This window comes from Psychrobium sp. nBUS_13 (genome assembly GCF_051201665.1).
Classification (GTDB): Bacteria; Pseudomonadota; Gammaproteobacteria; order Enterobacterales; family Psychrobiaceae; genus Psychrobium.
The window spans coordinates 3,022,162-3,037,376 of sequence record NZ_CP179210.1 but is presented as its reverse complement, the minus strand read 5'-3'; the positions used below and the strand labels follow the sequence as shown (position 1 = coordinate 3,037,376).

The window sequence follows — 15,215 nt, the reverse complement described above, 5'->3', positions numbered from 1 at the left end:
CAAATAGTGATGAATTCGACAGAAAGGAAGTGCTAAGTTAATTAGCACTTCCTTTTTTTTTTAGTAAAAATGTTATCAATTGTTAGGGTCTGTTGACCTTTTGAGTTCATAATTTATACACTCATGGATAACCAAATCATACTGCATCCTAAGGCGACTGTGCTTTCATAATTTACTTGCAGCTTGTCATATCTTGTCGCAATACCTCGATATTGTTTTAGGCGAGCAAAAACATTGTCAACTAAGTGACGGTATTTGTATAAACACCAGTCTATATCAGTATTCCCAACCTTTGAATTTTGTTTTCTCGGGATAACGGGTAATGATAATTTATCGCTAATTTGTTCTCTAATCGTTTCACTGTCATATCCTTTATCAGCAATAATGTACCCACAACTTGGTAGTAAATCGATAAGGTTTATCGCTTCTTTACTATCATCAACCTCACCACCTGTTAGGGTAAATTCAATGGGCAATCCATAACTATCAACCGCCATGTGAATTTTTGTTGTATTTCCAGCCACACTTTTACCAATGGATTGAGTGTTGTCGGTGGCCGCACCAGCGCAATGCTGGTGTGCTTTAACAATGGTGCCATCAATAAATACCCATTCGAGTTCGGGGTCATTTTTCAATGCCCTAAATACCTTTCTTAGACCAGAGATTAAATCGCCGATAAATAGCGCTCCAATCACCGAAGTAATCAGGTATATCACTCCATGGGCAGCCTGTTCGAATCTTATAAAGAATTCCCTCAAACGCTTTTCTGTGGTCATATTTTTGATAAACACGACCTGTAAAAATCATAAGATTAGATAGCTTTTTTTACTGTTCATTTGATAGCATTGTTCGCGGCATAGTTTCTTTGGTGTTTTTGTTTTTGGAGAAATTATTATACCAAGTTACTATGCTGTTCAAAAACTAGGCTTAAAAGATCAACACGCCCTAGTACATTAATAAACCTGAGATCGGCTTAAGAAACGACGATCTGATTCATCTCAACGTCAGTGATATTTAGTTGTGGTTTGTTTTCTTTCAGAGAATAAGCCACAAGCCCAGCAATGAGATTTAACATTAAGCCATTCATGCTTCTATGTCTGGAATGCTCAATTTGTGAAATGTTTTTCAATTGGTCATTGATTGTTTCAATAATAAATCGCCTAGATAGCATGGCCCTATCCCAAATAGACAGTACCTTTGCTTTCATATTTTTTCGCACATTTGTTACTAAAGTGACTCCTTGTTCTAGCAAATTACTTTCTAATGCTTTACTTATGTAGCCCTTATCAGCATAGAGTTTATCTGGCAGGTCTGATGCCATACCTTCAACGGGTTGAGTATCATGCACGTTCGCAGCCGTTATTTTCGCTGCAACAATCTCCCCTAGGTGATTCACTATCAAATGGAGCTTAAATCCAAAATACCAGCCCATAGTCCCTTTACCTCGTTTAGCAATTCCATCAAATGTTTTGTGGCGTGGGATTCTTAAATTGTGGCAAACTTTAATGCTTGTAGAGTCAATAAATTCAAGGCCTGTAGGCTGCCCCTTAATCGCAGAAAAATAACTGCACAACGGCACTAATGTCGTTGGCATGACTTCTAAAAATCGTGTGTAACTAAGCAAGTATGGGAATTGTTTTTTGTAAAAACGCTGAATGAACCCGATGTAATAGTTTTTAAAGTCTCTGTGATTCGACATATGGAATAAAATAACGATAGTCATCACTTCACTTGTGGCCATTCGACCTTTACGCTGCCGCTTTCTCGTTCCATCAGACAGTAATTGCTTTTCACATTGAGGAATAAAAACTTCACAAAAAATCATCGACATTACAAAATATTTCAACTAACTTATCCATACGCTCACCGTTTATAGTGTTTAAATCGTTTCTTGTTCGAAAGATCTGATCACTAGGTGGGCTATTAGTTCAATTTTTATCCCGAGTTCAGGTTGATAAGTAATTGTAATCAAAGGTAAAAATTGAGCGAATTGCTTGAATGTTACCAATGTGTCAGCTAGTATGACCGCCCACCTAGGAGAGAAATAATGATTAAATCAACCGTTGCTGCAGCGCTGTTAATGACACTAAGTCATACCGCACATGCTGACTGGGCATTAGACAAAGACAATTCAACATTAAGCTTTGTTTCGGTGAAGAAAAGTGACGTGATGGAAGCGCATCACTTTAACCATATCAATGGCACGCTAACAGACAATGGCGCGTTTTCATTAGTTATCGACTTATCGTCAGTTGATACTGCAATATCCATACGTGATTCACGTATGGGAGAGCATTTATTTGAGACAAATAAATTCCCACAGGCGACATTAAGCGCAAGGCTGCCTAGCAAAGCACTGGCTAAATTAGTTGTAAATCAGACTGCGATGATGAAAGTGCCTGCTTCGCTAAGTCTACATGGTGAAAAGCAAGCCATTAATGCCGATGTGAGTGTCACTTTATTGAGTGACGGTAACTTGTTGGTATCGAGTAATAAGCCAGTATTTGTGAAAGCTGGTGATTTTAATTTAGTCAAAGGAATTGAAAAACTGCGCGAGCTTGCTGGATTGCCGTCGATTTCAACGACAGTGCCAGTGACGTTTTCGTTGCGCTTAAATAACAAATAAAATAACATGCCTATGCAGAAAACTCAGGATTGAACTATACTGTATATATAAACACACTGTATAGGTAGAGATAATCATGAACATGCCAGAAGCAAGCTTTTTAGCTTGGTAAAAACAGTTTAGTACTGAAGATGATTGCTTAGAATATTTACAAGAAATGAAATGGAAAAATGGCTTTATTTGCCCGCGTTGCGGCAATGCTCATAACTATAAAATTGCCAGTCGCCACTTATACGAATGCACGCAATGTAAAAAGCAAACAGCAGTCACGGCAGGGACACTTTTTCATGGGAGTAAAATCACCTTAATCCAGTGGTTTTGGGCTATCTATTTTCTTGGCTCTGATAAGGGAAGTATATCCGCACTGAGACTAAGCAAATTAATAGAAGTCAATTGGCGAACAGCGAGACTAATTTAAAAAAACTTAGAAGTGCTATGGGTCACAGAGATAGTTTATATCAATTGAGTGGAACAATAGAGCTAGATGATGCACTTGTTGGAGGTAGACAAAAAGGGAAACGAGGTCGTGGTGCAGCAGGAAAAAAGAATGTATTAATCGCCTGTGAAAGTAAAGAGAAAAAGGCAGGATTTATTGCCATGGAAGTAGTTGATAGTATTTGCCATTTTAGCGTTGATAAGTTTGTTAAGAAGTACTTAAAACTAGGTCAGAAAGTTCGTTCTGATGCATTAGCTGCTCTGAATATAATTGACCAAGCACAGGACCATGAAGCGAGGGTAACACCAAGCCATTTGGTTGATGAATGGCTACCATGGGTACATATCGCCATTGGCAATTTAAAAACATTTTTGTTGGGTACATTTCATGGCGTATCGGGAAAATACCTACAAGAATATCTAGATGAGTTCTGTTAACGGTTCAACCGTCGATTTATTGAAAAAAAATCCCTAACCGACTGTTATACCAATTGCATTAAATATTTGCCCACTTGTACTTGTTAAAATTAACTAAAATGGCGTTGCTCTCAATCCTAATAGCCAGCTATTAGTCAATCGAGCGCCTTGTTTTAGCTGATTTTCTCTACGCACAACAAGATCACTTACTTAATGCAATTGGTATTAAATTTGGCGATAGTTCATGTACCTGTAAAATCGTCCTGAGCCAAGTGCATAGGCATGTAAAATAAAGTAGAGAAATATGGCTTTAAAATTTTTAAAGAGATCATTGTTAGTCGCTTCATCACTAAGCATGTTCACCGCATCAAGTTTCGCAACTATCGTCGAAATCCAAACATCGCAAGGTAATGTCGAAGTTAACTTGTTTGATAATGCAACGCCTAAGACTGTCGCTAACTTTCTAAGTTACATCAATGATGGTAGTTATAACACCACAGTAATTCATCGCAGCGTAAAAGGGTTTATCGTTCAAGGCGGCGGTTTTACCTATGATGGCGCGAAACTGGTGAAAGCAGATACCAAAGCCGCTGTTGTTAATGAGCCTGTTTATTCGAACGTTAAAGGTACTATTGCAATGGCAAAACTTGGCAGCGATGCTAATATTGCCACTAATCAGTGGTTTTTTAATATGGCAGACAACTCGGAAAATCTTGATTTCCAAAATGGTGGTTTCACGGTATTTGGTCAAGTGGTTAGTGGTTTTGATGTGTTAGAGAAAATCCAAGGGTTAACGCATTGTGGTGTAACACCATTAGATAATTTTACGACTGCGCAATGTAGTACCGTTGCTGGTTTTGAAAACTTTGTGAGTATTTCTAATGTTGATATTAAAGATGCCACTGTTGATACCGCAGCGAGTTTAAATCCAGTAAAAGCTAAAACTACAGCGCCGACTGGTGGCGATTCAGGTGGTGGTAGTGTTGGATTTTTTGCGCTTCTTGGCGCTATATTATTCACAATGCGTCGTCGCTATTTTTAAGGAATAATCAGAGATAACAGGGATATTGTCGATATTATTCAAAACCTTTCTGCATATCTACTGATTTGATGCTGTCACATTAATGTCATGATTATTTAATACACTTTTTGCTAATGATAACTAATACAAAACCATTATGAATCTAGGCGTTGAGTTAGCAAAAATAATTAAAGAAGAATCTCTAACTGCTGTATTTCAACCAATTTATGCGACTGATAAGTGTGAATTATATGGCTATGAAGCATTAATTCGAGGGCCATCAGACAGTCCATTAGCGAGTCCGAAAATGTTGTTTGATACGGCGCTAGAGTGCGGTCTATTGTCGCAACTTGAATTGGTTTGTCGAAAAATTTCTATCGCTCGTTTTGCACAATTAGAACTCAGTGGTTTCTTGTTTTTAAACGTTAGTCCGATGATATTTTTGCAAACCGATCATCCACATGGCAAAACATTAGCCTATGTCAAAGAAAGTGGATTATTACCTGAGCAGGTGGTGATTGAACTTAGCGAAAAATACCCTATCGATAGTCCGTCTGTTTTGCAAAAAGCGCTGATGCATTATCGCGATCTAGGTTTTCGTATTGCGGTTGACGATTTAGGCGCTGGCTATGCAGGTTTGAAGTTATGGTCACAAGTTAAACCTGATTTTGTAAAAATTGATTATTACTTTATTAATCAACTGCACCTTGATCCCGTTAAGCGTGAATTTGTAAAAAGTATTTTGTCGCTTGGTCAAAAAATCAATGCGCGAGTCATTGCTGAAGGGATAGAAACAGAGCAAGAATTTGAGCAATTGCAAGATTTGGGTATTTGTTTTGGACAGGGTTTTTTGTTCGCACGTCCCGAATCGTATCCTGTGCGGGACGTCCCAGCAATTATCTGCAACCATCAGCGCTCAACGCTTTATCTGCCTCAATTAGAACAAACAGCAAGCTCATTACTCCAACCAGCTCAAACCTTTCACATGAATACCCGAACTAAGGATGTGGTGAATTACTTTCATAAACACGCGACGGTAAACTCGATTCCGGTATTAGACGGCAAAAAACCTGTGGGGATGATGTTACGAAATGATATTTTGGAACTCTATTCAACGCCTTATGGGCGTGCGCTAAATGAACGTAAACGCATCAAAGAAGTGATGAATGAGCATCCTGTCATTGTTGAGGCTAATACACGCCTTGATGAATTATCTAAGACAGTGACGGCAGAAAAAGATGATCAACTGCAATGGCATTTTATCATTACCGACCAAGATAATTATGTGGGCATTGGGTCTATTCGCGATTTATTACGCCAACTAACACAACAGCAAATTAAGCACGCAAGTTATGCTAATCCTCTGACATTATTACCGGGTAACGTACCCATTTATCGCCATGTTGACCGTTTGATTAGCGAGCAACGCAAGTTCTATTTTGCCTGTTTCGATCTTAATAATTTTAAGCCTTTTAATGACGTTTACGGTTATTCAAAAGGCGATGCGATTATTGCTCTTGTGTCAAATCTAATGCAGAATTATTGTCAAGCGAACGATTTTGTTGGACACATTGGTGGCGATGATTTCGTGGCTATTTTCGAACGGGAAAATTGGCATCATCATTGTCAGTTGATCTTAAGTGAGTTTGATCGAGAAGTACGTAAATTTTATAACGAACAAGATCTTAATCAGTCTGGTATTTACGCAAAATCTCGTAATGGTGAAGAGCATTTTTTTCCGTTGTTAAGTCTTGCTGTAGGGGTTGTTGCACCGGACGTGAGCATTTGTAGCTCTCATCATGATGTGGCTGAAATGGCCAGTGAAGCAAAGAAACAAGCAAAGAAATTTACCCATTCAGCTATCTTTTTGTCACGCCGTACTAAACCTACGGCACGATGTGAATATACCGAGAAAGCAAAACTATGTGAGTAACCTGAGTCAGGGAAAGGCATATCTCGAACTCCGGTCAATTGTCACTCTTTTGAGAAATTTACAAGCATCGACGACGATAAATCTGTAAACTAGCGCCAATTCTCGTCACGTCGTGACGAATAGTTAAATGAGCTAGGATTTAAAAATGAGCAACAGCAAAAAATTTGATATCCGTTTACTTGAAGAAAACGGTCAATGGACAGCACAAATCACGCGTCGTAAAACGGCTAGAGAAACGATAGTTTCAAAATCTGAAACAGGATTTGAAAGCGAAGCAAAAGCACAAGCTTGGGCTGACGAAGAGCTTAAAGGTTTCTTAGCGACTATTACTGCCCGTAATAAACGTCGTTAATTCTATCTGCTGAAGATAGTAAAACGCCTTAACGATTAATGTCGTTAAGGCGTTTTCTTGTGCAGAAGTTTAATCGCAAAGATTTATAAAAAATGCCATTTCAAGGGCTTTTTCTTCTAAGCTTTTAAAACGACCTGATGCGCCAGCATGGCCACTTTCCATGTCCGTTTTAAAGACTAATAGATTGTCGTTTGTCTTACATTCTCGCAATTTTGCCACCCATTTCATTGGCTCAAAATACTGAACCTGAGAATCGTGTAACCCTGTTGTAACGAGCAAGTTAGGGTAGTGCTGCGCTGTTACATTATCAATCGGAGAATACGCTTTGATAGTATTATAAGCCGCTAATTCGTTTGGATTACCCCACTCGTCGTATTCATTGGTCGTTAACGGAATGCTTTCATCAAGCATGGTGGTGACCACATCAACAAAGGGTACATGTGCACCCACGCCGCGATACAATTGAGGCGCTTGATTAATAATAGCTCCCATCAATAACCCTCCGGCGCTACCGCCACTCGCAAACAGCTTTTGTGGATGAGCGATTTTTTCTGCTAGTAAATGCTTACTTACATCAATAAAATCATTAAAGGTGTTTTGTTTATGCGCTTTCTTACCATCTTCATACCAACGACGCCCCAGCATTTCACTGCCACGAACGTGAGCTATGGCATACACAAAGCCACGATTTAACAAGCTTAACGTGTGTGGACTAAAGTTAGGGTCGATAGTGATGCCATACGCACCGTAACCGTATTGCAGCACAGGGTTGGTGCCATCTTGGCGATATAGAGACTTTTTATAAACTAAGGACACTGGAACTTGCTGATTATCACGACTAGTGACAAAGATGCGCTGCGATTCGTAATCATCGCTATTAAATTCGCCTAAGACTTTTTGCGCTTTTAACAGAGTGCGATCTGTGGTGGCCAAGTCGGTTTCAAATAATGAACCAGGCGTGGTTAACGAGCTGTAATAAATACGCGCCGTTGTCGAACTTGGTTCAGGGTTATCACCAAGGCAGGCGTAATAACAAGGATCGTCAAAAGTCATTGGGTAGCTTGTGTCACCGCGGTGAATGACGAAGCGAATTTGGCCTAACTCACGCTCAACAATAATCAAATAATCGTTAAATATCTCAATGTCTTCAATCAGTACATCGTCACGATGCTCAATTTTAGTTGCCCACTGCTCAACATCAAATATTGTTTCTGTGGTGGCTGTCATCACCTTAAAGTTAGTCGCTTGGTGGTTAGATACGATGTAAAAGGTATCTCCCAATTTATCAACGCTGTATTCGTGCTCATCAATGCAATCGATTAATTGGGCGAACTCATCCATTGGCGTATTGGCGTCAATAAACCAAATGTCGCTGGTTTCTGTCGATTCGAGATTGATAAAAATAAGTGACTCATCGCGACTCTTATCCAAGCTCATATAAAAGCTATGATCTTCTTCTTCATAAACTAATTCATCATCGCTTTGATTGGTGCCTAACACATGGCGATAAACTTGTGTGCCTAACAGCGTTTGCGGATCTTTTTTAACGTAAAATACTGTCTTGTTATTATTAGCCCAAACAATCTGACCCTCTGTATTCTCTAATACATCGTTGATGAGAGTGCTTGATTCAATCTGTTTAAAGTTGATGGTATATATGCGTCTACCATCTAAATCGCTCGCATACGAGAGTATGCTGTCATCAGGGCTTATCGACATATCGCCCAGCTCAAAATGCTCATGACTAGCAGCAAGGACATTAACATCTAACAATAATTGTTTGTTGGTGCCTTTATTGTCACTAGCGCGGTAATATCGAGAATATTCCTCATCGCCGCTAACTTCACTGTGATACCAATAATCACCGTCTTTGACAGGAACACTATTATCATCTTTACAAATTCGGCTCTTGAGTTCTTCAAATAAGCTGTCTTGCAGTGTCTTTTGCGGTGCTAACATCGCATCACAATAATCATTCTCAGCGGTTAAATGCGCCAATATTTCTTTATCGGAGCGACTGTCATCACGCATCCAATAATAATTATCGATTCGTGTTTCATTGTGGGTGGTTAACTGATGCGGAATTTTCTTAGCGATAGGCGCGATGGGCTGAGTCACAAATAACCTTTGAGTAAATAGAAATAATAGCAGGCTAGTGTAACTAAGGTTGTCGGGGAGGGGAAGAGATTAACGGTCGGTGTTGATGGTTATTAATGCTAAGACTTTGACACTCTTAATTTTAATTACTAGGGTCTGTTGAACTTTGTGGTTCAAATTTTGTTCAATCTAAAAGGGTTTTGGGCAAGGCATGAGGATTGATGCCTAGTTTATCTAGGTGAATGACGAATAACGCGGCACAAAATCCTTTTAGATGAATCCAACTGACAGCATTTGTTTGTTATTTCTACGGCGTTATCGCCTATTCGTGTACCCAGCTACACCACATAGGCTCTGCCTTGCAGAAACCTCAAACAAATTGCTGCAAAAATGAACTCAAAAGATCAACAGACCCTAATATCTAAATCGGATTTAGATATTAGTTTCAATATTATTGATTATTAAGGTGTAAAAAGGGAATTATATGCACGTACAACGTTATTGCAAAAAGTTACAATCTCAGCTCATGGAGTGTCAGGTGCAGCTTGCAAAGAAGCATACGAGAAGTAAGGGAATCAACTTTTTACCATTAGTTATTTTTGTTCCCTTTATCGTGATTGCGGTATTTCATTAGCTGGTCATCTTTCTATATTGAATTTGTGGAAAATAAAATCGGACGTATGCAAGTCTATGTAAATAAAAGGCGCTGTTGTAGCTAATTGTTGTCTATACTCAATAGTGAGATTAACTTATTGAAGGTATTGGTAATCAATACTAAATCATTTGTAAGCAAGCTTAACCGGATAACGAAACAACGTTCCTCGATGACTCCAGCGCAAAGAGAGATAGTTCATCAGTCAATTCAAGCCCTAGAGGCTGAAATCAGTACCGATGAAATTATTTCGCCTCTTTTTGACCTATCCCCACAATGCCCTCATTGCGAATCCACTCAATTGAAAAAGTGGGGGAAATCAGGTGCGATACAGAGATACCGCTGTAAAGGTTGTCATAAAACCTTTAACAACAAGACTAAGACACCATTCGCTCGATTACATAAACCTCATCTGTGGGAAGATCATGCCCGTTGTATGCAATTGGTATTCCCCCTAAGAGAAGCTGCCGAGGTTTGTGGTATTAACCTTAAAACGGCTTTCTTATGGCGACATCGTTTTCTGGTTGCTCAAGCGGGTAAAAAAGTGCTGGTCGTCCATCGCGGATGATTGCTAAAATTGAAAATATCTTGGCGTGGTTTGAGAAGTATTACTTTTAAAAAAAGCAGCGTATTACCGCTGCTTTTTTGTAAATTTTGTTAAGGTCTAGTTTCCTAATATATTCAGTGTTGAAATATAGAAGTTTTTATCAACACTAAAGCTTGGATTGGCTTTCTCAATCTTGACGCCGCTCCAGCGCGTTGTTGGTGTTATCCAGCGCTCTTTACCGTCAATGCTGACTTTGATTGGCATGGCAAAGTTCTTAACCGCGTTCGACCAACGTACCATCATCTTTTTATCTTTGATGAAATATTCAAGTGTTGGTAGTCGGTAATCACGTAGGTATTGGTCAAAAATACTAGACAAATCTTTGCCCGATTTATCAATCATGTATTGTTCTACTTGTTGCGTAGTGACGACTTGATGGTAAAAATCCTTACCTAGTCCTCGTAAAATATCACGCCACAATTTATCATTATCTACAACTTGTCGAATAGTATGTAGCATACTTGCGCCTTTGTCATACATGTCACTTGATCCGTTACGATCAGCGTTGTAAGTACCTATGATAGGACGATCGTTTGCAATGTTAGCGCGTTGACCACGCATGTATTCATGACCAGCATCTTTGCCAAAATGGTATTCAACAAAAAGATTCTCACTGTAGGTGGTGAAACTTTCGTGAATCCACATGTCTGCAACATCTTTGTTGGTTAGGTTGTTGGCAAACCATTCATGACCAGATTCATGCACGATAATAAAATCAAACTTTAGTCCCCAACCTGTTCTGCTGCGATCGCGACCTAAGTAACCATTTTGATAACCATTGCCGTAGGTCACCGCACTTTGGTGCTCCATTCCTAAATAAGGCACTTCGATTAATTTGTAGCTGTCTTCGTAAAATGGGTACGGACCAAACCAATGTTCAAGTGCTTGCATAGTGCGTTTAGCGTCTTTAAATTGTTTTTTCGCTTTATCTAGATTGTCACGAAGCACGTAATAATCCATATCCAATAATCCTTTCTCTCCCTGATATTGCTCTGAGAAATGGACGTAATCACCAATGTTTAAGCTGATTGCATAATTATTGATGGTGTTGGTAACCTGCCAATGGAATGTCTTGGTTTTACGCTGCTTATTATCGTCAATGCCCACTAAGCGGCCGTTTGAAATATCCATTAAACCATAAGGAACTTCGACGGCTACATCGGCACCTTTGTCAGGCTCATCATAAGGATGGTCTTTGTTTGGCCACCAAATACTAGCTCCATTACCTTGATTTGAGGTCGCGATAAAGTGTTTGCCATTCTCGTCTTTTTTCCAAGTGATACCACCATCCCAAGGCGGACGTTTAGCGACTTGAGGTTTGCCGGAAAACTCAATGGTAATCTGATACTCTTTACCTACTTCTTGCTTAGCTTTTGTATGGATAAAGTAGGTATAACCGTCTTTATCGACGACAAGCTCTTGACCATTTTGAGTGACTTTTCCAAGTTGCATCGGTGATTGTAATTCTATCTGCAATCGGTCTTTTTTAGATAATACAGTGTAAGTCATTATGTTTTTTCCAGAGATATAACGTTGCTCTGGTTTTACATCGACAGCTAAGTTGTAATGTTTTAAATCCCACCAACTTCGTTCTGGCGTAATGCTGCCACGTAGTTTTTCTTGATGCGAAATTGGTTTGTCATTAGCTGCTAATAAATCAGCTGCTAATACAGGACTACTTATCGTTGTCGCGAAAAGTCCCGCCATGGCGATATTTTTAATGATTGTCATTCTGAAGCCTAAAGCAGATAGTAAGAATTGGTCGGTAATATAGCAGTATCAACGCCATTGAACAAAATAGCTGAAGGCAAATTAGCTCAATTTGAGTATTAGATTTGTAACAACATAATTTTTAAAGTAATGTTGAATAATTATTGTGAATAAAATTATCACATTTCGGCCTGTAGGCCACCAATTAGAGCATGATTAACATGGCGCATAAGCTGGCCAATTCGCTAGTAGTATTGGATTTTGAAACCACGGGGCTGTCACCTGATAATGGCGATAGAGCGATTGAAATTGGCGCGGTTAGAATTGTCGACGGCGAAATTACAGAGCAATTTCAAGCATTGATGAATCCAGGGCGGCAGGTAAGCCCTTTTATTGAAGATTACACCGGCATTACTAATGCAATGTTAGCTGATGCTAGACCGTGTGATGAGGTAATGAGTGAATTTTGTGATTTCATTGGAGATGATAATTTACTTGCCCATAATGCGTCTTTTGACCAAAAATTTTTAGAGCATGAGTTAAAATTGATTAATCGACACTACGGTGGGGAATTTACCTGTTCTTTGTTAGCTGCACGTCGTTTAATTCCAGAATCAGATAGCCACAGTTTAGGTAATTTGGTTAAACACCTTGAACTAGCCGGCGAAGGAGATTTTCACAGAGCGTTATTTGATGCGCAAATGACGGCAAAATTATGGTTGTCGATGCTTAATGTTATTAACGAGCAATTCCATATTTCATCAATTCCTTTTTCTTTGATGCAACAGGTGTCCTGCACTCCTAAAAAACAAGTGGCTAGTTTGTTACAGGATTATAATTTACAGCAGTGTAGTTTCTAATTTTTGCTCCACCTTCCCTAAGCAAGGACGTTAATTTTGCATACCATTCGTTTATTTTTGGTCTTTTTTACGTTAATGATAATATCAGTAGCGTCGGCTACTGAACTGCCATTGGCAAAGGTTTCTAAGCAGCCGGTACCTGAATGGGTTAAGAAAATCACGCCTAACTTACCCGAAAATATTCCTGTTAAAGATGTTAGCGACGGGACGTATTATTTATTGGCTGACGCTCAAAATAAAGTAACAGAAGATGACTCGGTTGCGTTTCGTCATTATGCTGAATTAATCGTCAACCAGAAAGGCGTTCAGCAATCTGGTCAGGTGAGTGTTACTTTTGACCCTATCTACGAATCCGTTGTTTTTCATTACGTAAATATTATTCGAGACGGGATAATCATCGATAAATTGGTAAGTAGTGATATTAAAGTTATCAATGTTGAACCTGAATTTGATGATTTAATTTATAATGGCAGACAGAGTGCAAAGATTATTATTGATGATGTGCGGTTAATGATATTTTAGAATATTCTTATTCACGAAAAGGGCGAAACCCAGTTTATAATGGATTATACAGCTATCGTCCTTACGTGAGTTGGTCTATTCCATTGCATCAGCAAAGTGTTCGTGCTTTGTGGGGCAAGAAAACACCACTTTATGTTTCAACATCTTCCAATGAATTGACCATTGACAACTCTGTGATAGCTAGTCGCTTAGGGCAACAGTTTACGTTATATGAATTTGAATGTATTGACGGTGATTACAAAGGATATAACTCGCAATCACCAAGTTGGTTTGAACCATACGCCCAGCTGTTTTTTACACAATCGAAAAGTTGGGCAGAGATAGTTGATTGGGCGCTTCCTATGTATGAAGCGGCTTTTGAAAATGGTGAGAATACGGCATTTAATCAAGTTGTATTAGATCTCAAGTTAACGTTTGATAATCCACAACAGCAAGTTGCGGCAGCACTTAAAATAGTACAAGACGATGTTCGATACTTTGGTATTGAAATGGGAAGAAACTCTCATCAGCCGTCATTTGCAAGCGAGACGCTAGAACGTCGTTATGGTGATTGTAAAGATAAAGTAGTGCTGTTTGTGTCGCTGCTGAATGCTCTAGGTATTGAAGCCTATCCTGCTTTAGTTAATACCGATGACGGTCGTAAATTACTGGAGATTCCAGCAGGTGTTGGCAGTTTTGATCATGTTATTGCGCAAGTAGTTATTGGTGATAAGCACTTTTGGTTTGATCCAACATTGAGTTTTCAAGCGGGGAAAATTGATGATATTTACCAGCCGAACTATGATGTTGCACTGCTGATAAAACCAGGCTCTGACACTCTTTTTTCAATGAATGATAGTCAGCGAAAAGTTGGAGAGTTTGTTCATGAAACGTTTGATATTACGGCCGGTGGCGGTAAACCTGCCACCTTGACCGTCGCATCTCATTATCTTGGGAATGTTGCCGATAGAAATCGTCGCCGTATTGCAGAAGATGGGGTAGCTGATTTAGAAAAAGATTATCTTAACTTCTATCGTGATTATTATCAGCAAACTGAAACCTTAACGCCAATGCTGCATGAGCAAGATCCTGTCACTGGTCAAATCAACCTTACCGAGCATTATCAATTAAATGATTTTTGGCAGGACGAAGGTAAAGGGCGTTTCGATGGAGAGCTTTATGCCCATTCTATTCGTGGTTATTTAAAGAAACCATCGCAACTTAAACGTAATTCGCCCTATCTATTGAGCTATCCCGTTAACGTCAAACAAACAATTACTTTATTAATTGGTGAAGATGGGTGGGAGTTCGATGATGAATCATTACAGCAAGATAATAAATTTTATTATTTTAACTATCAGCTCAATTATGATGAAACTGCACGAAAACTAATAATCGAGTATCACTATCGCTCAAAAGTTGATTTTGTCTCGATAGCTGATTTTGACGATTATAACAGTGCTCGAAAATTAGCGCGTAAAGTGACATATTATTCTGTTTCTGATTACATTACTTCTGCTGAGCCCTCTACAGCGACTAGTCAAAGTATTGAGCCAGATAAACTTGGCTGGTTAATTGTCGTTATCTTGTATTTTGTCGGATATGGCATGATAGCCATGGCATGGCTTATTGATGGTAGTGAATTGGAGCGCAAGAGTGAAACACGGTTTTACCCGGTCAGTTTTGCTAAAGTATTGATTTTATCCGTTCTAACTTTTGGATTTTATCCAAGCTATTGGGCCTATCGTCAATGGGAGGCGATAAAGCGTGACACCAACGAGCCAATAACGCCGTTTTGGCGAGCCGTGTTTATGGTGATTTGGTTTATTCCGTTGTGGATTAGATTGCGACGGATGGATGATAATCGGTTGTTGTCTCAATCACCGTTATTACTGTCTTTACCAATGGCCATTGCGATGTTTGGATTGTTCTTTGCGGCTAATACCAATTGCATTAAATATTTGCCCACTTGTACTTGTTAAAATTAACTAAAATGGCGTTGCT

10 protein-coding genes and 3 pseudogenes are annotated in these 15,215 nt (G+C 39.2%); 9 read left to right on the top strand and 4 right to left on the bottom strand.

Translation table 11 applies throughout. The annotated features are described in order from the left end of the window. Positions 1-113 precede the first annotated feature (113 nt). Positions 114-807 (bottom strand): IS5 family transposase gene (locus tag ACMAZF_RS14010; RefSeq protein WP_435274405.1). Its coding sequence is split into 2 segments (ribosomal slippage): positions 114-642 and positions 641-807, totalling 696 coding nucleotides; the frame shifts between segments, so codons are not numbered across the junction. A 166-nt stretch (positions 808-973) separates the two neighbouring features. Then, positions 974-1,859 (bottom strand): annotated as a pseudogene (locus ACMAZF_RS14005) (IS982 family transposase). Positions 1,860-2,047: 188 nt separating this feature from the next. Between ACMAZF_RS14005 and ACMAZF_RS14000 the strand changes: the two are divergent. The 5 genes and pseudogenes from ACMAZF_RS14000 to ACMAZF_RS13980 all read left to right on the top strand — a co-directional run bounded on the left by ACMAZF_RS14000 (position 2,048) and on the right by ACMAZF_RS13980 (position 6,784). Further along, on the top strand, positions 2,048-2,626 hold the full coding sequence (locus tag ACMAZF_RS14000) for a YceI family protein (protein WP_435274404.1): 579 nt from the start codon (positions 2,048-2,050) through the stop codon (positions 2,624-2,626). Between the two features lie 76 nt (positions 2,627-2,702). Continuing rightward, a pseudogene (locus ACMAZF_RS13995) lies at positions 2,703-3,586 on the top strand (IS1595 family transposase). 196 nt (positions 3,587-3,782) lie between these two features. Then, the gene (locus tag ACMAZF_RS13990) at positions 3,783-4,520 is read left to right on the top strand and encodes a peptidylprolyl isomerase (protein ID WP_435274403.1); all 738 of its coding nucleotides are present in this window, start codon (positions 3,783-3,785) and stop codon (positions 4,518-4,520) included. Positions 4,521-4,656: 136 nt separating this feature from the next. Continuing rightward, entirely contained in the window at positions 4,657-6,432 is a 1,776-nt protein-coding gene (locus ACMAZF_RS13985; protein WP_435274402.1) for an EAL domain-containing protein, read from the top strand. Positions 6,433-6,577: 145 nt separating this feature from the next. Then, positions 6,578-6,784 (top strand): DUF3622 domain-containing protein, encoded by a 207-nt coding sequence (locus tag ACMAZF_RS13980; RefSeq protein WP_435274401.1) that lies wholly within the window; start codon positions 6,578-6,580, stop codon positions 6,782-6,784. A gap of 69 nt (positions 6,785-6,853) precedes the next feature. Here the strand turns inward: ACMAZF_RS13980 and ACMAZF_RS13975 are convergent, their stop codons facing one another. Further along, positions 6,854-8,902, bottom strand: coding sequence for a S9 family peptidase (locus tag ACMAZF_RS13975; protein WP_435274400.1), 2,049 nt, complete (start codon positions 8,900-8,902; stop codon positions 6,854-6,856). A gap of 746 nt (positions 8,903-9,648) precedes the next feature. Here ACMAZF_RS13975 and ACMAZF_RS13970 point away from each other — a divergent pair. Next, positions 9,649-10,074, top strand: a pseudogene (locus ACMAZF_RS13970) (transposase); the annotation flags it as partial. A gap of 123 nt (positions 10,075-10,197) precedes the next feature. On the opposite strand, the gene ACMAZF_RS13965 reads toward ACMAZF_RS13970, so the two are convergent. Next, positions 10,198-11,871 carry a M1 family metallopeptidase gene (locus ACMAZF_RS13965; RefSeq protein ID WP_435274399.1) on the bottom strand — a complete coding sequence of 558 codons (1,674 nt, stop codon included), beginning with the start codon at positions 11,869-11,871 and terminating at the stop codon, positions 10,198-10,200. A 200-nt stretch (positions 11,872-12,071) separates the two neighbouring features. Between ACMAZF_RS13965 and ACMAZF_RS13960 the strand changes: the two genes are divergently transcribed. The 3 genes from ACMAZF_RS13960 to ACMAZF_RS13950 all read left to right on the top strand — a co-directional run bounded on the left by ACMAZF_RS13960 (position 12,072) and on the right by ACMAZF_RS13950 (position 15,193). Further along, on the top strand, positions 12,072-12,710 hold the full coding sequence (locus ACMAZF_RS13960) for a 3'-5' exonuclease (RefSeq protein WP_435274398.1): 639 nt from the start codon (positions 12,072-12,074) through the stop codon (positions 12,708-12,710). 75 nt (positions 12,711-12,785) lie between these two features. After that, the gene (locus ACMAZF_RS13955) at positions 12,786-13,232 is read left to right on the top strand and encodes a DUF3857 domain-containing protein (protein ID WP_435274397.1); all 447 of its coding nucleotides are present in this window, start codon (positions 12,786-12,788) and stop codon (positions 13,230-13,232) included. A gap of 65 nt (positions 13,233-13,297) precedes the next feature. After that, the gene (locus tag ACMAZF_RS13950; protein WP_435274396.1) at positions 13,298-15,193 is read left to right on the top strand and encodes a transglutaminase domain-containing protein; all 1,896 of its coding nucleotides are present in this window, start codon (positions 13,298-13,300) and stop codon (positions 15,191-15,193) included. The last annotated feature ends 22 nt before the right edge of the window (positions 15,194-15,215 follow it).

Excerpts from the sequence above, each read along its gene's own strand:
- ACMAZF_RS13965 (WP_435274399.1), bottom strand. The coding sequence starts at position 11,871 with ATGACAATCATTAAAAATATCGCCATGGCGGGACTTTTCGCGACAACG.
- ACMAZF_RS13955 (WP_435274397.1), top strand. The coding sequence starts at position 12,786 with ATGATAATATCAGTAGCGTCGGCTACTGAACTGCCATTGGCAAAGGTT.
- ACMAZF_RS14000 (WP_435274404.1), top strand. The coding sequence starts at position 2,048 with ATGATTAAATCAACCGTTGCTGCAGCGCTGTTAATGACACTAAGTCAT.
- ACMAZF_RS13990 (WP_435274403.1), top strand. The coding sequence starts at position 3,783 with ATGGCTTTAAAATTTTTAAAGAGATCATTGTTAGTCGCTTCATCACTA.
- ACMAZF_RS13985 (WP_435274402.1), top strand. The coding sequence starts at position 4,657 with ATGAATCTAGGCGTTGAGTTAGCAAAAATAATTAAAGAAGAATCTCTA.
- ACMAZF_RS13980 (WP_435274401.1), top strand. The coding sequence starts at position 6,578 with ATGAGCAACAGCAAAAAATTTGATATCCGTTTACTTGAAGAAAACGGT.
- ACMAZF_RS13960 (WP_435274398.1), top strand. The coding sequence starts at position 12,072 with ATGGCGCATAAGCTGGCCAATTCGCTAGTAGTATTGGATTTTGAAACC.